The 20,322-nt window shown below is 72.3% G+C and carries 24 protein-coding genes and 1 pseudogene; 16 read left to right on the top strand and 9 right to left on the bottom strand.

Annotated features, from left to right (window positions below):
- Positions 1-9 precede the first annotated feature (9 nt).
- Positions 10-2,556 (top strand): ATP-dependent Clp protease ATP-binding subunit, encoded by a 2,547-nt coding sequence (locus AC5L35_RS07025; RefSeq protein ID WP_169400245.1) that lies wholly within the window; start codon positions 10-12, stop codon positions 2,554-2,556.
- Positions 2,557-2,710: 154 nt separating this feature from the next.
- Complete coding sequence (locus tag AC5L35_RS07020; protein WP_495058740.1) at positions 2,711-3,712, top strand: YihY/virulence factor BrkB family protein; 1,002 nt, start codon at positions 2,711-2,713, stop codon at positions 3,710-3,712.
- 194 nt (positions 3,713-3,906) lie between these two features.
- Here AC5L35_RS07020 and AC5L35_RS07015 read toward each other — a convergent pair whose 3' ends face one another.
- Positions 3,907-4,062 carry a hypothetical protein gene (locus AC5L35_RS07015; protein WP_495059241.1) on the bottom strand — a complete coding sequence of 52 codons (156 nt, stop codon included), beginning with the start codon at positions 4,060-4,062 and terminating at the stop codon, positions 3,907-3,909.
- Between the two features lie 188 nt (positions 4,063-4,250).
- On the opposite strand from AC5L35_RS07015, the gene AC5L35_RS07010 reads away from it, so the two are divergent.
- Positions 4,251-4,394, top strand: coding sequence for a hypothetical protein (locus AC5L35_RS07010; RefSeq protein ID WP_495058739.1), 144 nt, complete (start codon positions 4,251-4,253; stop codon positions 4,392-4,394).
- 56 nt (positions 4,395-4,450) lie between these two features.
- Here the strand turns inward: AC5L35_RS07010 and AC5L35_RS07005 are convergent.
- Positions 4,451-4,642, bottom strand: a pseudogene (locus tag AC5L35_RS07005) (HTH domain-containing protein); the annotation flags it as partial.
- Here AC5L35_RS07005 and AC5L35_RS07000 point away from each other — a divergent pair.
- Positions 4,641-5,531, top strand: a complete 891-nt coding sequence (locus AC5L35_RS07000; protein WP_495058738.1) for an alpha/beta fold hydrolase — start codon at positions 4,641-4,643, stop codon at positions 5,529-5,531. The pseudogene AC5L35_RS07005 and the gene AC5L35_RS07000 sit on opposite strands and share 2 nt — an antisense overlap.
- Positions 5,532-5,535: 4 nt before the next feature.
- Here AC5L35_RS07000 and AC5L35_RS06995 read toward each other — a convergent pair whose 3' ends face one another.
- Together AC5L35_RS06995 and AC5L35_RS06990 are read right to left on the bottom strand one after the other, a co-directional pair.
- On the bottom strand, positions 5,536-6,288 hold the full coding sequence (locus AC5L35_RS06995) for an SIR2 family NAD-dependent protein deacylase (protein ID WP_495059240.1): 753 nt from the start codon (positions 6,286-6,288) through the stop codon (positions 5,536-5,538).
- 74 nt (positions 6,289-6,362) lie between these two features.
- On the bottom strand, positions 6,363-6,668 hold the full coding sequence (locus tag AC5L35_RS06990) for an antibiotic biosynthesis monooxygenase family protein (protein ID WP_169400127.1): 306 nt from the start codon (positions 6,666-6,668) through the stop codon (positions 6,363-6,365).
- A gap of 30 nt (positions 6,669-6,698) precedes the next feature.
- Between AC5L35_RS06990 and AC5L35_RS06985 the strand changes: the two genes are divergently transcribed.
- From AC5L35_RS06985 to gabP, 4 genes are all read left to right on the top strand, one after another.
- Positions 6,699-7,475, top strand: coding sequence for an alpha/beta fold hydrolase (locus tag AC5L35_RS06985; RefSeq protein ID WP_495059239.1), 777 nt, complete (start codon positions 6,699-6,701; stop codon positions 7,473-7,475).
- Positions 7,476-7,498: 23 nt separating this feature from the next.
- Positions 7,499-8,065: a PadR family transcriptional regulator gene (locus AC5L35_RS06980; protein WP_495058737.1), complete on the top strand. Its 567-nt coding sequence runs from the start codon at positions 7,499-7,501 to the stop codon at positions 8,063-8,065.
- Positions 8,062-8,571, top strand: a complete 510-nt coding sequence (locus AC5L35_RS06975; protein ID WP_495058736.1) for a peptide deformylase — start codon at positions 8,062-8,064, stop codon at positions 8,569-8,571. Before AC5L35_RS06980 ends, AC5L35_RS06975 begins: the two co-directional genes overlap by 4 nt.
- 71 nt (positions 8,572-8,642) lie before the next feature.
- Positions 8,643-10,055, top strand: a complete 1,413-nt coding sequence (gene gabP / locus AC5L35_RS06970; protein WP_495058735.1) for a GABA permease — start codon at positions 8,643-8,645, stop codon at positions 10,053-10,055.
- Here the strand turns inward: gabP and AC5L35_RS06965 are convergent.
- Both AC5L35_RS06965 and AC5L35_RS06960 read right to left on the bottom strand, forming a co-directional pair.
- Entirely contained in the window at positions 9,999-10,460 is a 462-nt protein-coding gene (locus tag AC5L35_RS06965; RefSeq protein WP_495058734.1) for a 2'-5' RNA ligase family protein, read from the bottom strand. The genes gabP and AC5L35_RS06965 overlap by 57 nt on opposite strands.
- Positions 10,461-10,478: 18 nt before the next feature.
- Complete coding sequence (locus AC5L35_RS06960) at positions 10,479-11,345, bottom strand: HhH-GPD family protein (RefSeq protein ID WP_495058733.1); 867 nt, start codon at positions 11,343-11,345, stop codon at positions 10,479-10,481.
- 130 nt (positions 11,346-11,475) lie between these two features.
- On the opposite strand from AC5L35_RS06960, the gene AC5L35_RS06955 reads away from it, so the two are divergent.
- The 3 genes from AC5L35_RS06955 (at position 11,476) to AC5L35_RS06945 (ending at position 13,125) form a co-directional block, all read left to right on the top strand.
- Entirely contained in the window at positions 11,476-11,934 is a 459-nt protein-coding gene (locus AC5L35_RS06955; protein ID WP_495058732.1) for a hypothetical protein, read from the top strand.
- Positions 11,931-12,242, top strand: a complete 312-nt coding sequence (locus tag AC5L35_RS06950; RefSeq protein WP_495058731.1) for a transcriptional regulator — start codon at positions 11,931-11,933, stop codon at positions 12,240-12,242. Before AC5L35_RS06955 ends, AC5L35_RS06950 begins: the two co-directional genes overlap by 4 nt.
- A 160-nt stretch (positions 12,243-12,402) precedes the next feature.
- Complete coding sequence (locus AC5L35_RS06945; RefSeq protein ID WP_495058730.1) at positions 12,403-13,125, top strand: hypothetical protein; 723 nt, start codon at positions 12,403-12,405, stop codon at positions 13,123-13,125.
- 15 nt (positions 13,126-13,140) lie between these two features.
- Here AC5L35_RS06945 and radA read toward each other — a convergent pair whose 3' ends face one another.
- Together radA and AC5L35_RS06935 are read right to left on the bottom strand one after the other, a co-directional pair.
- The gene (radA, locus tag AC5L35_RS06940) at positions 13,141-14,508 is read right to left on the bottom strand and encodes a DNA repair protein RadA (RefSeq protein WP_495058729.1); all 1,368 of its coding nucleotides are present in this window, start codon (positions 14,506-14,508) and stop codon (positions 13,141-13,143) included.
- A gap of 72 nt (positions 14,509-14,580) precedes the next feature.
- Positions 14,581-15,339, bottom strand: coding sequence for a copper chaperone PCu(A)C domain-containing protein (locus AC5L35_RS06935; RefSeq protein ID WP_495058728.1), 759 nt, complete (start codon positions 15,337-15,339; stop codon positions 14,581-14,583).
- 284 nt (positions 15,340-15,623) lie between these two features.
- Here AC5L35_RS06935 and AC5L35_RS06930 point away from each other — a divergent pair, with 284 nt between their 5' ends.
- Genes AC5L35_RS06930 through ispF form a run of 3 tightly spaced genes read left to right on the top strand, consistent with a single transcriptional unit; the run spans position 15,624 to position 17,295 of the window.
- Positions 15,624-16,115 (top strand): CarD family transcriptional regulator, encoded by a 492-nt coding sequence (locus AC5L35_RS06930; protein ID WP_495058727.1) that lies wholly within the window; start codon positions 15,624-15,626, stop codon positions 16,113-16,115.
- Between the two features lie 41 nt (positions 16,116-16,156).
- Positions 16,157-16,834: an IspD/TarI family cytidylyltransferase gene (locus AC5L35_RS06925; protein ID WP_495058726.1), complete on the top strand. Its 678-nt coding sequence runs from the start codon at positions 16,157-16,159 to the stop codon at positions 16,832-16,834.
- Positions 16,831-17,295, top strand: coding sequence for a 2-C-methyl-D-erythritol 2,4-cyclodiphosphate synthase (gene ispF, locus AC5L35_RS06920; protein ID WP_495058725.1), 465 nt, complete (start codon positions 16,831-16,833; stop codon positions 17,293-17,295). Before AC5L35_RS06925 ends, ispF begins: the two co-directional genes overlap by 4 nt.
- A gap of 103 nt (positions 17,296-17,398) precedes the next feature.
- Here the strand turns inward: ispF and AC5L35_RS06915 are convergent, their stop codons facing one another.
- A complete protein-coding gene (locus tag AC5L35_RS06915) occupies positions 17,399-17,833 on the bottom strand; it encodes a VOC family protein (RefSeq protein WP_495058724.1) in 435 nt (144 codons plus the stop codon).
- Positions 17,834-17,926: 93 nt separating this feature from the next.
- On the opposite strand from AC5L35_RS06915, the gene cysS reads away from it, so the two are divergent.
- Together cysS and rlmB are read left to right on the top strand one after the other, a co-directional pair.
- The gene (gene cysS / locus AC5L35_RS06910) at positions 17,927-19,318 is read left to right on the top strand and encodes a cysteine--tRNA ligase (RefSeq protein ID WP_495058723.1); all 1,392 of its coding nucleotides are present in this window, start codon (positions 17,927-17,929) and stop codon (positions 19,316-19,318) included.
- Between the two features lie 5 nt (positions 19,319-19,323).
- Positions 19,324-20,310 carry a 23S rRNA (guanosine(2251)-2'-O)-methyltransferase RlmB gene (rlmB, locus tag AC5L35_RS06905; protein WP_495058722.1) on the top strand — a complete coding sequence of 329 codons (987 nt, stop codon included), beginning with the start codon at positions 19,324-19,326 and terminating at the stop codon, positions 20,308-20,310.
- Positions 20,311-20,322: the final 12 nt, after the last annotated feature.

Below are 20,322 nucleotides of genomic sequence, written 5' to 3'. Positions count from 1 at the left end.
GGAGTGTAAATGTTCGAGAGGTTCACCGACCGAGCGAGGCGTGTTGTCGTTCTGGCCCAAGAAGAGGCCAGGATGCTCAACCACAACTACATCGGCACCGAGCACATCCTCCTTGGCCTCATCCACGAGGGCGAGGGAGTGGCCGCCAAGGCCCTGGAGTCCCTCGGGATCGCCCTGGAGGGCGTCCGCCAGCAAGTCGAGGAGATCATCGGCCAGGGCCAGCAGGCACCGAGCGGGCACATCCCGTTCACGCCGCGGGCCAAGAAAGTGCTGGAGCTGTCTCTGCGCGAGGCGCTTCAGCTCGGCCACAACTACATCGGCACCGAGCACATCCTGCTCGGCCTCATCCGCGAGGGTGAGGGAGTTGCCGCGCAGGTCCTCGTGAAGCTGGGTGCGGACCTCAACCGCGTCCGCCAGCAGGTCCTGCAGCTGCTGTCCGGCTACCAGGGCAAGGAGCCCGCCGAGGGCACCTCCGGTGGTCGTGGCGAGGGCACCCCGTCGTCGTCGCTGGTTCTCGACCAGTTCGGTCGCAACCTCACCCAGTCGGCCCGTGAGGGCAAGCTGGACCCGGTCATCGGCCGGGAGAAGGAAATCGAGCGGGTCATGCAGGTCCTCTCCCGAAGGACCAAGAACAACCCCGTCCTGATCGGCGAGCCCGGCGTCGGCAAGACCGCCGTCGTCGAGGGGCTGGCCCAGGGCATCGTCAAGGGCGAGGTGCCCGAGACGCTCAAGGACAAGCAGCTCTACACACTCGACCTGGGTTCCCTGGTCGCCGGCTCCCGTTACCGCGGTGATTTCGAGGAGCGCCTCAAGAAGGTGCTCAAGGAGATCCGCACCCGCGGCGACATCATCCTGTTCATCGACGAGCTCCACACCCTCGTGGGTGCCGGTGCCGCCGAGGGCGCGATCGACGCGGCCAGCATTCTCAAGCCGATGCTGGCGCGTGGTGAGCTGCAGACCATCGGTGCCACCACGCTCGACGAGTACCGCAAGTACGTCGAGAAGGACCCCGCGCTGGAGCGCCGCTTCCAGCCGATCCAGGTGGGCGAGCCGAGCGTCGGCCACACCATCGAGATCCTGAAGGGCCTGCGCGACCGGTACGAGGCGCACCACCGGGTCACCATCACCGACCCGGCGCTCGTCGCCGCGGCCACGCTGGCCGACCGGTACATCAGCGACCGCTTCCTGCCCGACAAGGCGATCGACCTGATCGACGAGGCCGGCGCCCGGATGCGGATCCGTCGTATGACCGCGCCGCCGGACCTGCGCGAGTTCGACGAGAAGATCGCGGCCGTCCGCCGCGACAAGGAGTCGGCGATCGATGCGCAGGACTTCGAGCGGGCCGCGCACCTGCGCGACTCCGAGAAGCAGCTGCTCGCTCAGAAGGGCGAGCGGGAGAAGCAGTGGAAGTCCGGCGACCTCGACGTGATCGCCGAGGTCGACGACGAGCAGATCGCCGAGGTGCTCGCGAACTGGACCGGTATCCCCGTGTTCAAGCTCACCGAGGAGGAGACCACGCGTCTGCTCCGCATGGAGGACGAGCTGCACAAGCGGATCATCGGCCAGGAGGAGGCCGTCAAGTCGGTCTCGCAGGCCATCCGCCGCACGCGGGCCGGCCTGAAGGACCCGAAGCGTCCGTCCGGCTCGTTCATCTTCGCCGGCCCCTCGGGTGTCGGTAAGACCGAGCTGTCCAAGGCGCTGGCGAGCTTCCTGTTCGGCGAGGACGACGCGCTCATCCAGATCGACATGGGCGAGTTCCACGACCGCTACACCGCCTCGCGGCTCTTCGGTGCCCCTCCCGGGTACGTGGGCTACGAGGAGGGCGGCCAGCTCACCGAGAAGGTGCGCCGCAAGCCGTTCTCCGTGGTGCTGTTCGACGAGATCGAGAAGGCCCACCAGGAGGTCTACAACACCCTCCTGCAGGTCCTCGAGGACGGCCGCCTGACCGACGGTCAGGGCCGGACGGTGGACTTCAAGAACACCGTCATCATCTTCACCTCGAACCTCGGCACGCAGGACATCTCCAAGGCGGTCGGCCTCGGGTTCGCCCAGGGCAACGACGAGGTGTCGAACTACGAGCGGATGAAGAACAAGGTCAACGACGAGCTGAAGAAGCACTTCAGGCCGGAGTTCCTCAACCGCATCGACGACATCGTCGTGTTCCACCAGCTCACCGAGGAGCAGATCATCACGATGGTCGACCTCATGATCACGCGGGTGGAGGCTGCGCTGGCCAACAAGGACATGGCCATCGAGCTGACGCCTGCGGCGAAGGGGCTGCTCGCGCGGCGCGGGTTCGACCCCGTGCTGGGCGCCCGGCCGCTGCGCCGCACCATCCAGCGCGAGATCGAGGACCAGCTGTCGGAGAAGATCCTCTTCGGCGAGATCGAGCCCGGCCAGATCGTGGTGGTCGACGTCGAGGGTGTCGACTCCGACGCCCCCGAGGGGTCCCGGGCCGCTGACGACAAGGCGAAGTTCACCTTCCGCGGTGAGCCGAAGCCCGTCACGGTCCCCGACGCCCCGCCGGTCGACCTGGCCAAGTCCAGCGACGACTGATCGACAAGCACAACCACGGACCGGCCCGCCCAGACCAAGGTCTGGGCGGGCCGTTCCGCGTCCCGCGTCCCGGAAGTTCAGGAAAGCCACTTTCAGGTCCTCTCAGGGCAGGAAAGTGGCTTTCCTGAACCGCGGGTGCCGGTAGGTTCGGCGCGTGAGCTCGGTTCGCGTGGTCCCGGAGACCGAGCTGATGTCCGGGGAGGAGCTGTCGGCCGACGACGCATGGCACACGGTGCGTCGCTATGGCCTCGGCCACCTGCTCGCCACGGCGTTCGTGAGGTTCCGCTACGGCGACGGCTTCAGCCACGCCCGCGCCTTCGCCCTGCAGCTGGCGCTGGCCGCCGTCCCGCTCGTGATCGCCGGGGCCGGGTTGGCGAGCGCGCTCGGTGTGGAGTCGTTCGCCGAGGTCGTCGCGCGCACGGTGGTGGCGATCTCGCCGGGCAGCAGCGACTCGCTTCTCTCCGACGTGCTCGACGGGCGTCCCGACGAGGGGAGCGAGCGGGCCGAGATCGTGGTACTGCTCGGGCTGGCCACCGCGTTCGCCGCAGCCACCTCCGCGTTCGCCCAGCTGGAGCGGGGCGCGAACCGGATCTACGGCACCAAGCGGGACCGGCAGGCGCTGCGCAAGTACGGCCGCGCCGCGGTGCTGACGGCCACGGCGGGCGTCGCGATGGCCATCGGCCTGTTGCTGATCGTGGCAGGCGAGCCGTTCGGCGAGGCGATGGAGCAGGTCTACCGCTGGGGCGACGGCGCGGAGGATGTCTGGGACGCGCTGCGCTGGCCGATCGGGCTGGTGGCCCTCGTGGTGGCCGTGACGCTGCTGTTCCGCCATGCGCCCCGGCGCCGTCAACCCGGGCTGAGCTGGCTGGCGGTGGGCTCCGCGGTCACCGTGCTGGCGTGGCTCGCAGGGTCCGGACTCCTCGCGCTGTACGTGGTGGCCGCAGCGGGCTTCGACGACACCTACGGGCCGCTCACCGCCGTGATGGCCCTGCTCCTGTGGGCCAACGTCACCGGCATCGCACTGCTGGCGGGGCTGGCGCTGGCGGCGCAGCTCGAAGCGGTGCGGGCCGGCCGGCCCGATCCCCTGCTGCCCGACAGCGACGACGACGGCATCCCCGACGAGCTGGACGAGCACCCCGGCTCCCCGGCCCGCTGACCACTCCCGCGAGTCGCCCCTTTTCGGGCGGTGAGTCGCCCCCCTCCTGCCGGCCCGACCAGGAGAAGCCGGAAGGCGGGGCGGGCGCAGGGGATGGCGACTCGCGGGCCTGGGACGGGCGACTCGCGGGCCTGGGACGGGCGACTCGCGGGCCTGGGACGGGCGACTCGCGGGGCGGGGGGCGGGGCGGGGGGTCAGCGGAGGGATACGGGGCGGGCGTCGTCGGGGGGTGTGCCGAAGAGTGTGGCCGGGTCGTGGGTGGGGGCTTGTTCGGCGGTGAGGTGCGCTGAGGTGATCCGGCTGGTGCGGAACCACCGCGGTCCCTTCCGCAGGCGACACCAGGCGAGCAGGTACCAGTGGCTCCACGGCGCGCTCGGTGATCTCGCCCGATCCTCCGGCGTAGCGCAGCGCGACCACCTGCTGCCGGCGCACCGCTTCGTCCAGGACCCTGGCGACCGCTGGGCGCGGTGCCGCCTCGGGTACGCGCAGCCAGAGTCGCTGGGCGATCGACTCGGCGCGTTCCCGCTCCGCTGCCGGCATGGCCGCGAGCACCTTCGACAGCGCGCTGCGCCCGTCCACCGCGAACGGGAGGGCGGGGAGGGCGGCCAGCGCCACGGCGATCGCGGCCGCCTCGGCGCCGGTGATGTTCAGCGGGGGCAGCGTGGCGGCGTCCAGGACGTAGCCACCGCCGGGTCCGGCCTGCGCCCACAGCGGGAGTCCGGCCTGGAGCAGGGCCTCGACGTCACGCTTGATCGTGCGGGTGGAGACCTCGAGGCGCTGGGCCAGCCAGCTGCCGGTGCGTCCGGCCGGGCCGGCGGCGCGCAGTTCCTCCGCGATCGCGTACAGCCGTTCGGTGCGGTTCACGTGTCGAGAATGCCCGGAAAACGGTGACACCACGGTGTCACCGACCCGCTGGGATGCTGTGTCCATGATGACGACGAGCACTCCCCAGCAGATCCGTCGCCCCGACGGCCGCCGCGTCGCGCTGCACGACCTCACGCCGGACGCCCCCGCCGGAGCCCCGGTGGTGCTGTTCCTCCACGCGGCACCCGGTTCCGGAGCGTTCGATCCCGACCCCGCGGAGACCGCGGCGCGCGGGGTCCGGCTGGTGGCGCCCGACCGTCCCGGCTACGGCGGCTCCGACCCGGTATCCGGTGAGGCGTTCGCGACCGTGGAGACGGCGGCGGAGGACGCCGCGGCGGTACTCGAGAGCATCCTCGCGCCCGGCAGCACGGCTGCGGTGGCGGGCTGGTCGGCGGGGGGACGGGTGGCGCTCGCGCTCGCGGCCCGGCGTCCTGACCTGGTCGGGCGGGTGGCCGTCATCGGGACTCCGGCTCCGGACGAGGAGGTGCCGTGGATCCCGGAGGAGAACCGAGCGGGCGTCGAGGCGCTCCGGGGTGCCCCCGCCGAGGTCGCGCGCGAGGCGCTGACGGCCGCGTTCGGGCCGGTGCTGGCGGCGCTCACCGGTGATGCCCGCTTCGGGCTCGTCGGGATCGACGAGGTGGACGGGCCGGTGCTCGCGGAGCCGGGCGTGGCGGACCGGGTGCGGGCGATGCTCGACGAGGCGCTCGCGCAGGGCGGGGCGGGCATGATCGCGGATATCGCGGGATACACGCTGCGGCCGTACGGCTTCGATCCCGCCGACGTCGCGGCGCAGGTGCTGCTCGGCTACGGCTCGGCGGACGCGATCGGGCAGGCGCACGGCGTCTGGTGGCAGCGGGCGCTGCCCGATGCGCGGCTGGAGATCGTGCAGGGGGCGGGGCACCTGCTGGTGGTGCCGTTCTGGAAGACGGCGCTCGCGCACCTCGTGCCGGCCTGACGGGTCAGCCGAGCAGGTCGTCCAGTGCGAGCAGGGTGGCTGCGGCGGGCGCGGCGAGGGCCGCGCCGCGGCCGTGGCGCACGTTCGGCTCGCAGGGGTTGATCCGGACCAGTGCTCCGGACGCCGCGCTCGCCCGTTCGGCTTCTCGGCGCACCGTGGGAAGTGCGGTTCCCGCGCCGAGTTCCACCACGGCGAGCCGTTGTCCCGTTGCTCGGAGACCACGCAGCCACGCGTTGTGGGCCTGCATCTGGTCGGCGGAGCGGTCCGCGACCCACTCGACGTCGCCGAACATCAGGATGTTGGGACGGGCGAGCGCACCGCACGACGGGCAGGACGGCAGCGGTCCGGTGGCGCGCATCGTGGCGTGATCCACCTCGACCGCGACCCCGTCGGCCGGCCACACCGGCTGCCCGCAGTCGACCATGCACTGGAGATGGTGGATGGAGCCGTGGCACTCGGTCACCTGGTCCTCGGCGAAGCCTGCGTACTGGAACTGGCCGTCGACGTTGGACGTGAAGACGCGCACGGGCACCCGCTGTGCCCACTTCAGCAGTACACCGAACCCGGCGTGCGGCGCCGTGCTCCGGTAGAGGGCCAGCCGGTGCCCGTAGAAGCCCCAGGCCAGCTCCGGGTCGGCCGCGAAGTGCACCGGGTCGGCGATCTCCTCGAACCGCAGTCCCAGCCCGCGGTAGGGCGGGTAGGCGCGCCAGAAGCCCTCCGGCCCGCGGAAGTCGGGCAGGCCCGAGTCGACGCCCATCCCGGCGCCGGCGCACACGAGCAGTGCGTCGGCGTCGGCGATGAGGGCGGCGGCTGCGGCCGCCTCCGTGAGGTTCAGGAAGCCGTGGAGCGCTGAACGACCTCGAACTCGAGCAGGGACGCTCCCGTGGCGACGGGCTTCGCGCGCTCGCCGCCGTGCGCCTCCGCGGCCGGCCCGTCCCGCCAGGCCTGGAACGACTCGTCGTCCTCCCAGTGCGTCAGCACGAAGTAGCGCGACTCCCCCTTGACGGGGCGCAGCAGCTCGAACGAGATGAAGCCGGGCTGCCCGTCCACGGCGTGCAGCCGGTTGGCGAACCGCTTCTCCAGTTCGGGCCCCGCACCCTCGGGAACCTCGATGGCATTGATCTTCACGACGGCCATGGCACCTAGGCTAGTCGGGTGCGGCGCAGCATGCGGACCAGCGACGGTCTCGACCTCGCCGTGGTGGAGTTCGGCGGCGAGGGGATCCCGATCCTGCTGCTGCACGGCCTGATGGGCCGGGCCACCACCTGGTGGCCCGTGGCGGGCTGGCTCACCGCGCACGGCCGGGTACTCGGTCCGGACGCCAGGGGCCACGGGCGCTCCGATGCGCGCGGGCCGTGGACCACCGATCGCATGACGGCCGACGCTGCGGAGCTGCTCGCCGAGCTGGGCCCCGGCGTGGTGGTCGGGCACTCGATGGGCGGGCTGCACGCACTGGTCCTCGCCGCGCGCCATCCCGAGCTGGTGCGGGCGCTCGTCGTCGAGGACATGGGGGTGGACTTCCGGGGCCGCAGCGCCGAGGTCGCCGGTTCGTGGTTCGGGGCGATGCCGCAGCCGTTCCCCTCGCTCGCCGCCGTGCGGCAGGCCTTCGGCTGGCCGCGCCCCGAGTTCGGCGACTACATGGCCGAGTGCGTCGAGGAACGGGCCGACGGCTACCACCTGCTGGCCCGCGTGGAGGACACGGTCGGGATCGCGGCGGAGTGGGCCGAGCGGCACCACTGGGACGCCGTGGCCGCTGTCGGCTGCCCGGCGCTGCTGATCGAGGCCGGGGAGAGCGTGGCTCCGGGCGGGCAGATGGCGGAGATGGCGTCCCGGATGCCGGCGGCCGCCCACGTGCGCATCCCCGGCACCGGACACCTCGTGCACGCGGGGGACCCGGGCGCCTACCGGGCAGCGGCGGAGGCGTTTCTGAGTACTCATATGTGAGTACTCGTGCTTTACTGCCCGCCGTGAATCCCACCCGCCTGTTCGTGCTCAGCGCGCTCGCGAAACGGGGCGCGATGTACGGCCACCAGATCCGTCGCGACGCCCGTGTCGACCGCGCGGAGCTCTGGTCCGACGTCCGGCCCGGGTCGCTGTACGGCGCGCTGCACCGGCTCGAGGGGGAAGGCCTGGTCCAGGCGCTGTGTACCGAGCAGGAGGGCAATCTCCCCGCCCGCACGGTGTACGAGATCACCGCGGAGGGCAGGCGCGAGCTGCATGCCCTCCAGACGGAGGCGTTCGAGGAGGTCCAGTTCCGGCCCGATCCGGTCGACCTCGCGCTCGCCACCGCGTCCGACCTCGACGAGAGCACGCTGCGGGGCTACCTGGACGACCGGCTGCGGGTGCTGGCCGCCCGACTGTCGCGGCTGGATCACCTGCACGACCGCACCTGGCCCGACCAGACCGTGGCCGACGACCTCGTCGCCGAGCACGCGCGCCTGCGGCTGCGCGCCGAGCTGGAGTGGCACGAGATGGTGCTCGACCAGCTCGGCAAGCTCACCGAGGCCACGGCCACCCGGGAGGCGGGGCTATGACGGTCCGGCCCCTGCGCCTGCTCGGCGACCCGGTGCTGCGTACCCCGTGCCGGCCCGTCACCACGTTCGACGCCGCACTGGAGGCGCTGGTCACCGACCTGCTCGACACCGTGCAGCTGCCGGGGCGGGCGGGCCTGGCCGCCAACCAGATCGGCACGTCGCTCGCGGCGTTCTCCTACAACGTGGAGGGCCGGCTCGGCTACGTGCTCAATCCCCGCCTCGTCGAGACCGAGGGCGAGTACGACGGCGAGGAGGCCTGCCTGTCCGTGCCGGGTGTGCACGCCCTGCGGCTGCGGGCGGCCTACGCGCGGGTGGAAGGCGTCGACCTCCGGCAGCGGCCCGTGGCCGTCGAGGGCACCGGGGAGCTCGCCCGCTGCCTGCAGCACGAGACCGACCACCTCAGGGGCGAGCTCTACATCGACGCGCTCACCGGCGAGCGCCGCCGTGCCGCCATGCGGCTGCTGCGGAGCCGCCCCGCCACACCTCGTGTCGGCTCCCGATGGTGAGGACGCGCCGCTGATGTGACGATGCGCGCACCCCCGGTCCGGGGTGTCCGTGAGGGGGAAGGGGACGGCCCGTGGCCGAGGTGGGTACCGCGCTGAGCTCCGGTCTGAAGAACCGGCACGTCACCATGATCAGCATCGCGGGAGTGATCGGCGCCGGCCTCTTCGTCGGCTCCGCCGACGCGATCGCCACCGCGGGACCGGGCGTCCTCATCTCCTACGCGTTCGCCGGACTACTGGTCGTGCTCGTCATGCGCATGCTCGGCGAGATGGCCGCTGCACGGCCCGACTCCGGCTCGTTCTCCACCTACGCCGACCACGCGATCGGCCCGTGGGCCGGGTTCAGCGTCGGGTGGCTGTACTGGTGGTTCTGGGTGCTGGTGATCCCGCTGGAGGCCACCGCGGCGGCCACGATCCTCAACTCGTGGATGCCGGCCGTCGCCCAGTGGGTGTGGGCGCTGGCGATCACCCTCGCGCTCACGGCGACCAACCTGTTCGACGTCGCCAACTACGGCGAGTTCGAGTTCTGGTTCGCGCTGCTCAAGGTGATCGCGATCATCGCGTTCATCGCCGTCGGAGTGCTGGCGGTGCTCGGCCTGCTGCCCGGCAGCGACGTCAGCGGCGCGTCGCGGCTGTTCGACGACGGCGGGTTCCTGCCCAATGGGTTCGGCGCGGTGATCGCCGCCGTGCTCACCACGATGTTCAGCTTCATGGGCACCGAGATCGTGACGATCGCGGCGGCGGAGTCGGAGAAGCCCGCCGAGCAGATCGGCCGGGCGACCCGTTCGGTCATCTGGCGGATCTCGGTGTTCTACCTGGCCTCGATCCTGCTCGTCGTCGCGCTGGTGCCGTGGAACAGCCCGCGGCTGGCCGAGGCGGGCTCCTACCAGTCGGCGCTGGAGGCCATCGGCATTCCCGGCGCGAAGGGGATCGTGGACGTCGTGGTGCTGGTCGCCGTGGCCAGCTGCCTGAACTCCGCGTTGTACACGGCGTCCCGGATGATCTACTCGCTCGGCCGTCGCGGGCAGGCGCCGCGCGCCGTTATGCAGACGACCGGTGCCGGCGTGCCCCGCATCGCCGTGCTCGCGTCCACCGCTGTCGGCTTCCTCACCGTGATCGCCAACTACCTGGTGCCGGAGGCGGTCTTCACCACCCTGCTCGCCACGTCGGGGGCCATCGCGCTGCTGGTCTACCTGGTCATCGCCGTGTCGCAGCTGCGGCTGCGCGCGAAGCTGGAGCGGGACGGAGCGGAGATGCCGGTGCGCATGTGGGCCTACCCGTGGCTGACCTGGGCCGTCGTGATCGTGATCCCGGTGATGCTCGTCTACATGGCCACCCGTGAGGCCTCGCGGTTCGACCTGGCCATGACCGCGCTGATCGCCGTGGTGGTCGTCGCGGTCGGCGTCGTCACCACCCGGCGGGCCGGGCGCTCAGCCGGTGACCTCGACCTCGACGACGCGCGCGCGGATCGGGGTGACCGGGTGTAGGGCGGCGAACGCGTTCGCGGGTCGTTCGGTGGCGAGCACGCAGTGCGGCAGCCACGTGCCGGGCAGGTAGGCGGCAACAGGTGCGCGGACGCGGCCGGCCAGCGCGTCGTGCACCGCGGCGTGGACGGCCAGCAGTTCGGCGTCGACCACGGCGGCCAGCACCAGCTCGTCGGGCCGCCCGGCGACCGTGCCCAGGGTGGCGAGCCATACCGAGGGCAGCACGAGCAGCCGTAGCTCGGCGGCCAGTGCCTCCCTGGCGGGCGGAGGGACCGCCCCCGCAGCCGCCACGGTGACGGCGGGGATGTCGTCCGGCACGGCGAGGCCCAGCGAGCGCAGCCGCTCCCGGAGCGACGCCACCTCGGCGCGCGCGTCGTCGTCCAACCGGAAGCGGACGGTCTGGGCCATCGTCGGTGCGGGACCGGGTCAGACCGGCAGCGCGAAACGGCCGTCGTCGTGCTGCTCGGCGAGGCCGTCCACCAGCAGCGAGTGCAGGCAGCGGTCCCGCTGCGCGGCGTCGGACCACGCCGCATCCAGCGCCGCCCGCTCGACGGGACCGGGAGCGCCACGCAGCACGTCGAGCAGCCTGCCGCGGACCTGGCGGTCGGTGCCGGCGAACGCCTGCACGGGCTTGCGCGGACCGGCGTACTCCGGCCGGCCGGCCGCCACCCAGGCGCACACGGACCGGACGGGGCAGCCGGCGCAGCGCGGGGCGCGGGCCGTGCAGACCACCGCGCCCAGCTCCATCAACCCGATCGACACCACCGCGGCGGACGCGTCGTCGGCGGGCAGCAGAGCGTCCACGTCGGCGAGGTCGGCGGTGGTGCGGGCCGGTCCGGCGTCACCGGCGCCGTGCACTGCGCGCGCCACCACCCGTCGGACGTTGGTGTCCACCACCGGGCAGCGCCTGCCGTAACCGAAGGCGGAGACCGCCCGCGCCGTGTAGGAGCCGACGCCCGGCAGCGCCTCCAGCGCCGCCACGTCCGACGGGACGACGTCGCCGTGCTCCGCGGCGATCACCGCGGCGGCCTCGTGCAGGCGCAGCGCGCGGCGCGGGTAGCCGAGCTTGCCCCAGGCCCGCAGGACGTCGGCGCGGGTCGCCGCGGCCAGTGCGGAGGGGGCAGGCCAGCGCGCCATCCACTCCGTCCAGACGGGCTCCACGCGCGCGACCGGTGTCTGCTGGAGCATGAACTCGCTGACCATGACCCCCCACGGGGTGGTGCCGGGTCGGCGCCACGGCAGGTCACGGGCGGATGTGCGGTACCAGTCGAGCACGAGAGCGGGCAGTGGCACGGCTGACGATCGTGCCACTGCCCGTTCCCGGCCTGCTACACGACTCCCGCGACACCCTCCTATGACTACTTGCCTACCCGGAAAGAAGAAGCTATTTTCCAGAGAGGCAAGTAGTCACTGGAGGTACGTCATGGACGAACGACTTCACGCCGCCGAGGCCCTGGCGAGTATCCGCGACCACCAGGAGCGCGCCCGGCGGCGCGCCCGCCTGCCGTGGTGGGTCTACGCCGCGATGTTCGTACTGGTCGCCGCAGGCAGCGCGGCCAACGACTTCATCTCCCTGGGCGGGGCGAAACTGTTCGCGCTGCTGATACTCATCGCGTTCGTGGCGGTGCTGGCGATCACGCTCGCCACCCGGTCGGCGCCGCTGAGCGCGGTGCGCGGCGTCCAGCCGCGACAGGCCTTCGCGCCGCGCGCCTTCGTCCTGATCGCGGTGCTCGGCGGCGTGATCGGCTGGCTCATCGCACGGTACGGCCACAAGCTCACCGACCACTTCGGCGCGTACCCCGACACCGTGGCCGGGCTGATCTACGGCGCCGTGTTCACGGGGCTCTTCGCGCTGAGCCAGCGGCTGACCGCCACCCGATGAACCCGGAGCTCAACCGCCTGCTGTCGGAGCCGACCAGGCTGGCCATCATGGCGGTCCTCGGCGCGGTGGACTGGTGCGACTTCGCGTTCCTGCGCGACGAGGTGTCGCTGTCGGACTCGGCGCTCTCCAAGCAGTTGACCACGCTCAGGAACGACAACCTGGTCGAACTGCGGCGCACCTACCTGGGCCGGGTCCCGAAGACCTCGGTCCGGGCCACGGACGAGGGCCGGCGCCGCTTCGTGGCCCACGCCGAGGCGCTGCAGCAGATCATCGCGCAAGCCTCACGGTTCGGACCACGCGAGGAGTGAACCGGCTCCGCCGAGAGGGTGCAACCCGCGCGTCGCGACGCGCCGACGCCGAGCAAATTCCGCAACTTATGGTAGTCGCTCAGATACGGTGCGTGATGTGTGGGAGCCGGTGGGACCGCTACCCGCGTCCGTCTACTGGAGGCGGCGCTGGCTGGCAGTCGTGTCCACGACCACTGTGCTCGTGCTGGTGGCCTGGGCCGTGGCCATCCTCACGACACCCACGCTGACCTCCGATGCCGCCACGACCCGTACGGCCAACCATGCCAGCGCGTCCGCTCCCCAGCAGGCCTCACCGCCCCCGGAAGTCGCTTCGGCGTCCCCCCCGCCGTCGTCGCAGCCGGGGGCGGTGGGGCCCGCACCCGGACCGTCCTCTGTGCCGGTGTCGGGCCCATCGGGTCCCCCCATCACCTCCGAACAGCTGGTCCCGGACGACTCGCCGCGCCGGTCGGTGCCCGTTCCTCCGCCGGTGCCCGTGCCGCCGACCGGCCCGGTGCCCTGCACCAACCAGATGCTGGCGGTGGGCGCCGAGATCGACCGCCCCGAGCATCGCGTGGGGGAGCGGCCGGTGCTGCGGCTGGTCGTCACCAACATCAGCGACCAGCCCTGCATCCGGGACCTGGACTCGGCGCGCCAGGAGATCGTCGTGTGGGGTGCAGGCGGTGCGCGGATCTGGTCGAGCAACGACTGCGTCAACGCCGGCAGTGCCGACCTCCGGACCCTCGTCCCCGGCCAGCCCGTCGCGTTCGCCGTGCGATGGGCTGGCCGGACCTCCAGCCCGGGCTGCGCCGCGCCGCGCACCGAGGTGCCTGCCGGCGACTACAACGTGATGAGCAGGGTGGACGACGCGATCAGCGCCGCCACCGCGTTCCGTCGGGTCCCGTGACGCCTTCCGCCGACCTCAGCGGATCGCCTGCAGCACCGCCCCGACGTCGCGGACCTCGGTGATCCTCATGCCGGCCGGCGCCACGCCGCTGTCCGGAGGGACGAGCGCGTGGGTGAAGCCCAGCCGGGCCGCCTCGGCGAGCCTGCGGTCGACACCGGTGACGCGGCGGACCTCGCCCGCCAGCCCGATCTCGCCGAGCACGACGACGTCCGACGGCAGGGCGATGTCGCGGCGGGCCGAGGTGATGGCCAGCGCCAGTGCCAGGTCAGCGGCGGGTTCGACCACCCGCATCCCGCCTACGGTGGCGGCGTAGACCTCCGCGTCGTGCAGCCGCACGCCCGCCCGCTTCTCGAGCACGGCGAGCAACATCGCGACGCGGGCGTTGTCGAGGCCGCTGACGGCACGCCGGGGGCTGGGGATGTCCTTGCCCGTGACGAGGGCCTGGAGCTCGGCAGGGAGCGGCCTGCGGCCGTCCATCACCACCGTGACGGCGGTGCCGGGCACCGGAGGGCCGCCGAACCGCGCCAGGAAGAGCCCGGACGGGTCGGGCATCCCGACGATGCCCTCGTCACGCAGTTCGAAGCAGCCCACCTCGTCGGCCGGGCCGAAGCGGTTCTTGACCCCGCGCACCATGCGCAATGTCGAGTGCTTGTCGCCCTCGAACGCCAGCACGACGTCGACGAGGTGCTCGAGCACCCGCGGGCCGGCGATCGCCCCGTCCTTCGTGACATGTCCCACGAGCACCACCGGCAGCCCGCGTTCCTTGGCGAGCCCGGTGAGCGCGACGGTCACCGCGCGCGTCTGTGTCACCCCGCCCGGGGTGCCGTCGGCGTCGCCCGTGGACATCGTCTGTATCGAGTCGACGACGAGCAGGTCGGGATGCAGCTCGTCGATGTGCCCGACGATCGCGCCGAGGTCGGACTCGGCGGCGAGGTACAGCTCGTCGTGCACCGCCCCGGTGCGCTCGGCGCGGAGGCGGACCTGGCCGGCGGACTCCTCGCCCGTGACGTACAGCACCCGCCCCGTGGCGGCGGCCTTGGCCGCGACCTCCAGCAGCAGTGTCGACTTCCCGACCCCGGGCTCGCCTGCCAGCAGGACGACCGAGCCGGGGATGAGCCCACCGCCGAGCACGCGATCCAGTTCGGACACCCCGGTGGGCCGTGAGCGGGCCGAGTCGAGTGCGACGTCGGCGATCCGGCGGGCGGGTGCGGTGGGGGCTCCGGCGGCGACCCTCGTCCGGGTGGGGGCGGCCGCCACCGGTGCGGTCTGTTCCAGGCTGCCCCACGCCTGGCAGGACGGGCAGCGGCCGACCCACTGGGCGGCCAGGTGCCCGCACTCGGCGCAGCGGTGGCCGCCACGGGCCGTGCGGGTGCGCGGAGTCACGCCTGCTCCTCGCTCGTGCCGGTGGGCGGTGGCGGGATCACGGCCGGAACGTGGACGCGCCCGCCGGTGCGGTCACTCGGCCGAAGCGTCGCGGGGGCCGGTGGGGTTCTCGACCGGAACGTCGAACTGGAGGACTCCGCCGCGTTCGAACGTGAAGGTGACGGGGTAGGTCGGGCCGGCCTGGATGTCCTCCCGCAGGCCCGTGAGCACGATGCTCGCCTCCCGGGCCGAGCCCGGCGCAGCCGGAGCAGCAGGCGGCGGGGCGGCCTGAGTGGTGGCGGCCGGGCGGCCGGGGGCCGTGGTGGGCGGGGGAACTGCCGCGCCGCCCGGGACCGCCACGCCACTCGGGGTGGGACCACCGGCCGTCGTGGGTGCGGCGCCGCCGGGCGCTGCCGGGGCGCCGGGCGCTCCGGAGACGGGCCCGCCAGGGGCCGCGGGGCCTGCCGGGGCGGCGGCAGGGCCGCCCTCGATCAGGAGCACGTGACCGGCCGGGATCTCGGACGGGCCGATGATCTGCACCGAACTGGCGACCGGGCTCGTGACCGAGACCAGCCGGTCACTCTGAGGGCCGGCGTTGACGATGCTCATCTGCAGGGGCGCGCTGCCCCCTCTGGGGTAGACGGTGGCGCCCTTGGCCACGTCGCTGAACTCGATCGTCGCGTCCCGGACGGAGATGGAGCCCGCGCGGACGTTGGCGCCGTTGACCGACGCGACCTGCGTGTCGGTCTGGGTGATCTGGCCCGCCCCACAACCTGCGAGTGCGACGGCCGCGGTCATCGCGCCGATGACGACCGCTACTGCGGTCGGACGGGTACGCACGTAGCGGCTCACGGGTGTGGTGTCCTTCCTGGCGGGCCATCTCGTCGTGCCACGGGCGCAGCGGCGCGACGGACGCGGATGCCTGGTGTCCGCGACGGCCACTGGCTTCGGCCTGGGTAAAGCCTAACGCCACCTGTAGGAGCGCTGGTCCCGGTCCCCCGCAGGCGTCACAATTGCTGACCGTGCACGTTTGCCGCTTGTTGTCAATCCCCTGACCTGCGACGACAGGCTGGGCCGTGCAGCGGCGTCATGTCCAGGCGTGTTAACCTGGTGGCAGCGAAAGGGGCAGAGGACACATGGTTTTCAAGGTCGGAGAGACCGTCGTCTACCCGCACCACGGTGCCGCTCTCATCGAGGCCATCGAGACTCGGACGATCAAGGGCGAGGAGCGCAAGTACCTCGTCCTCAAGGTCGCGCAGGGTGATCTGACGGTGCGTGTTCCCGCTGAGAACGCCGAGGTTGTCGGCGTTCGTGACGTGGTGGGCCAGGAAGGTCTGGACAGGGTGTTCGAGGTGCTCCGCGCCCCGCACACCGAAGAGCCCACGAACTGGTCGCGACGGTACAAGGCAAACCTGGAGAAGTTGGCTTCGGGTGACGTCAACAAGGTTGCCGAGGTCGTGCGCGACCTGTGGCGTCGCGAGAAGGACCGCGGCCTGTCCGCGGGAGAGAAGCGCATGCTGGCCAAGGCCCGCCAGATCCTCGTCAGCGAGCTCGCGCTCGCCGAGGGCACCGACGAGGAGCGAGCCGAGATGCTGCTCGACGAGGTGCTGGCCACCGCATCCGCCTGAGCACCAACGCACTGCCCCCTTCCGCCGGTCCCGGTCGCAGCATGAGCGTCATCGCTGTGGTCGTGGCCGGCGGCCGTGGTGAGGTGGATCCCCTCACGACCGTCGGTGGTGAACCGATGGTCGTTCGAGCTGTGCGATCCCTGCTGGCCACGGGTCTCGTCGATCATGTCGTCCTGCTCGATGTGGACGAACGCCCCGATGCTCTCATGCGTGCCTGTTCCGGGTTGCCCGTGAGCACGCGACGAGGTCTCGCGCAGGCGCTGTCCGGGGTGGGGCCACACGTCGGTCAACGAGCAGATGCCACCACGGGTGACGGTCCGGTCACGGTCGGTTCGGCGGATGTCGTCCTGCTTCACGAAGCCGCCCGACCCTTCGCGCCGGCCGCACTGGCCACCACCGTCGTCACCGCCGTCCGCGACGGCCACGAGATGGCCGTTCCCGTTCTGCCGCTGGTCGACACCGTCAAGCAGGTGGACGCCACGGGCCTCCTGCAGGGCACCCCCGACCGGTCGGGCCTGCGGGTGCTCCAGACACCGCTCGCGGTCCGAGGGGACCTGTTCGACGTCCTGCTCGCCCCCGAACCCCTCGAGCTGGCTCGCCGCCATGCCGCGGCCGGGGGCGCGGTGCACACCGTTCCCGGCCATTCGGCAGCCTTCCCCGTGCGCAGCGACTGGGATCTGGAACTGGCCGAACTACTGGCGGGGAGTGACGACGGATGAGAGTGGGCGTCGGCACGGATGTGCATCCGGTCGAGGCAGGCCGCGACTGCTGGATGGCGGGCCTGCACTGGCCGGGGGTCGACGGCTGCGCGGGACACTCCGACGGCGACGTCGCATCCCACGCCCTCTGCGACGCGCTGCTGTCGGCGGCCGGACTGGGTGATCTCGGGGCGGTGTTCGGCACCGGCCGTCCGGAGTGGAGCGGCGCGAGCGGGCTGGCGCTGCTCGGAGAGGTGCGCACGCTGATCTCCGCCGAGGGCTGGCTGGTCGGCAACGCCGCGGTGCAGGTGATCGGCAACACTCCGAAGATCGGCACCCGGCGCGCCGAGGCGCAGCAGGTGCTCTCCGCCGCTGTCGGCGGTCCGGTGTCGGTGTCGGGCACCACCACCGACGGGCTCGGCCTGACCGGACGGGGCGAGGGCATCGCGGCGATCGCGACGGCCCTGCTCCTCCCCGCGTGACCGTCCCCGCGTTGCAGCAAAGCCACTTTCATGCCACCTCGTTGCCGCAAAGTGGCTTTGCTGCAACGGGGGGCGCAACCCGGGGGGTCAGGGGCGGGGCCGCTCAGGTCTCCTGCAGCGCGTCCCGGCGGCGCTGCACCTGGTCCGCATCCAGCTGTTCGATGCGCTGGCTGAGCATCCACTGGTGGCCGAACGGGTCGGCGAGCCTGCCGCCGTAGTCGCCGTAGCCGTGGTCGGCGATCTCGAAGATCACGCTCGCGCCCGCCGCCAGCATCCGCTCGGCCACCGCGTCGGCGTCCGACACGTCCAGCGACATGATCACCGGGATGCCACCGCCGGTGGGGGCGGGGTCGCCGTCGCCCGCGTCCTTCACCGCGAAGCGCGCCGGACCGATCTGGACCATGCTGTGCACGACCCGGCCGTCGGGGGCGGTGTAGCGCTCGAGCACCTCCCCGCCGAGCGCGGCCGTGTAGAAGGCGAGCGCCGCGTCGGCGCCCTCCACGACGAGGCGGGCATGCAGGCCGAGGATCTCCGTCATGGGCCCAGGATGGTGACCTGTGAGCTTCCCGTCGTGGACGAAGCGGAACTGCCCTGGTAAACAACGCGTGCAGTGGGTCCGTACTCTGAAGATGTGAGCCTGCGCCTGTTCGACACCGCCACCAGAAAGCAGCGGGACTTCGTCCCCTTGCGGACCGGGGCTGCGTCGATCTACGTGTGTGGCGCCACTGTGCAGGGCCTTCCACACATCGGGCACGTCCGCTCCGGGCTCAACTACGACGTCCTCCGCCGGTGGCTCGCCCACGGCGGACTCGATGTCGAACTGGTGCGGAACGTCACCGACATCGACGACAAGATTCTGCGCAAAGCCGCAGACGCCGGTCGGCCCTGGTGGGAGTGGGCGGCCACCCACGAGCGTGCCTTCAGCGCGGCCTACGACGCGCTCGGCTGCCTCCCGGCGTCCGTCGAGCCGCGTGCCACCGGGCACATCACGCAGATGGTCGAGCTGATCGAGCGCCTGGTCGACGGCGGCCACGCCTACGCCGGTGGCGGCGACGTCTACTTCTCGGTGCGGTCCTTCCCCGACTACGGGGCGCTGTCGCACCAGCGGGTCGACGACGTCGCGCAGGGGGAGGGCGAGAGCGGCGCCAAGCGCGACCCGCTCGACTTCACCTTGTGGAAGGCGGCCAAGCCGGGAGAGCCCTCGTGGCCCACCCCGTGGGGACGGGGCCGTCCCGGCTGGCACCTGGAGTGCTCGGCCATGGCCACGAACTACCTCGGTCCCGAGTTCGACATCCACGGCGGCGGGCTCGACCTGGTCTTCCCGCACCACGAGAACGAGCGGGCTCAGTCCAACGCTGCGGGCGACCCGTTCGCGCGGTACTGGCTCCACAACGCCTGGGTCACCATGGGCGGCGAGAAGATGTCGAAGTCGCTCGGCAACACGCTCTCCATCGACGTGCTGCTGCGCCGGGTGCGTGGGGTCGAGCTGCGGTACTACCTCGTGGGCCCGCACTACCGGTCGTCCATCGAGTACTCCGACGCTGCGCTGCACGAGTCGGTGGCCGCCTACCGGCGCATCGAGTCGTTCGTGCACCGGGTGCGCGAGCGGATCGGCATGCCGGAGCCCGGCTCGGTCTGCCCGGAGTTCGCCGCCGCGATGGACGACGACCTGGGCACACCGGGCGCGCTGGCCGTCATCCACGGCACCGTCCGTGACGGCAACAGCGCCCTGGACGCCGGGGATCATCCGGCCGCCATGCGCGCGGCGGAGGCCGTGCGCGCCATGACGGGCGTGCTCGGCCTCGACCCCCTCGATCCCCGCTGGGTGGGTGACGACACCACGGCGGACGCCGCCACGGGGGCGCTCACCTCCCTGGTCGAGGACCTGCTGGCGCAGCGTCAGGAGGCCCGCGCCCGGCGGGACTTCGCCGCAGCCGACGAGGTGCGCGATCGCCTCACCGCCGCCGGGGTGTCCGTGGAGGACAGCCCGGACGGCCCCACCTGGTCACTGAAGGACGTGTAGGGAAATTGGCCGGCAATTCCAAACGCCGTGGCGCAATGCGCAAGGACGGCACCAAGAAGGGCATGGTGGTCGGGTCCGGAGGGCAGCGCCGTCGCGCTCTCCAGGGCAAGGGCCCCACGCCGCCTGCCGAGATGCGTCCCGGTCATCCCAAGGCGCGCAAGGCCGCACGGGACGCGAAGCCCGGGAGACCGGGCGGCGGCGGCCGTTCGTCGAGCACCGCGGGCCATCGACGTAAGCCCGGTGACGGCGAGACGCCCGAGACGGTGCTCGGCCGCAACCCCGTGGTGGAGTGCCTGCGGGCCGGTGTTCCGGCCACCGCGCTGCACGTGGCGATCGGCACCACCTCCGACGAGCGGGTCTCCGAAGCGGTGCACCTGGCCGCCGACGCCGGCATCTCCATCCTCGAGGTGCCTCGCCAGGACCTGGACCGGATCGCGGGCGGTGCGCTGCACCAGGGCCTCGCGCTGCAGGTGCCGCCGTACGCCTACGCACACCCGGACGAGCTGCTGGAGATCGCGGCCGATTCGGGCGAGCCGGGGCTGATCGTCGCGCTCGACGGGGTCACCGACCCTCGGAACCTGGGCGCGGTCGTCCGGTCGGTCGGCGCGTTCGGCGGCCACGGTGTGGTCGTGCCGCAGCGCCGGGCCGCGGGGATGACGGCGGTGGCGTGGCGCACCTCGGCCGGCGTCGCGGCGCGGCTCCCGGTGGCCCGGGCCACCAACCTCACCCGCACCCTGCGTGAGTACGCCACCGCCGGCTTCATGGTCGCCGGGCTGGACGCGGAGGGCTCGGTGTCGCTCGACGACTTCGAGTTGGCCACCGACCCGCTGGTGCTCGTGGTCGGTTCCGAGGGCAAGGGCCTCTCGCGCCTGGTGAAGCAGACGTGCGACGTCACGGTCTCGATCCCGATGGCGGGGCCGGTGGAGTCGTTGAACGCCTCGGTGGCTGCCGGGGTCGTGCTGGCCGAGATCGCGCGTCAGCGGCGTCGCTGAGCGCCGGGCGCC

The organism is Pseudonocardia sp. OZ21 (assembly GCF_059359135.1).
Note: the sequence above shows the minus strand (reverse complement) of the source record. Positions and strands in the feature narration are given on the sequence as shown.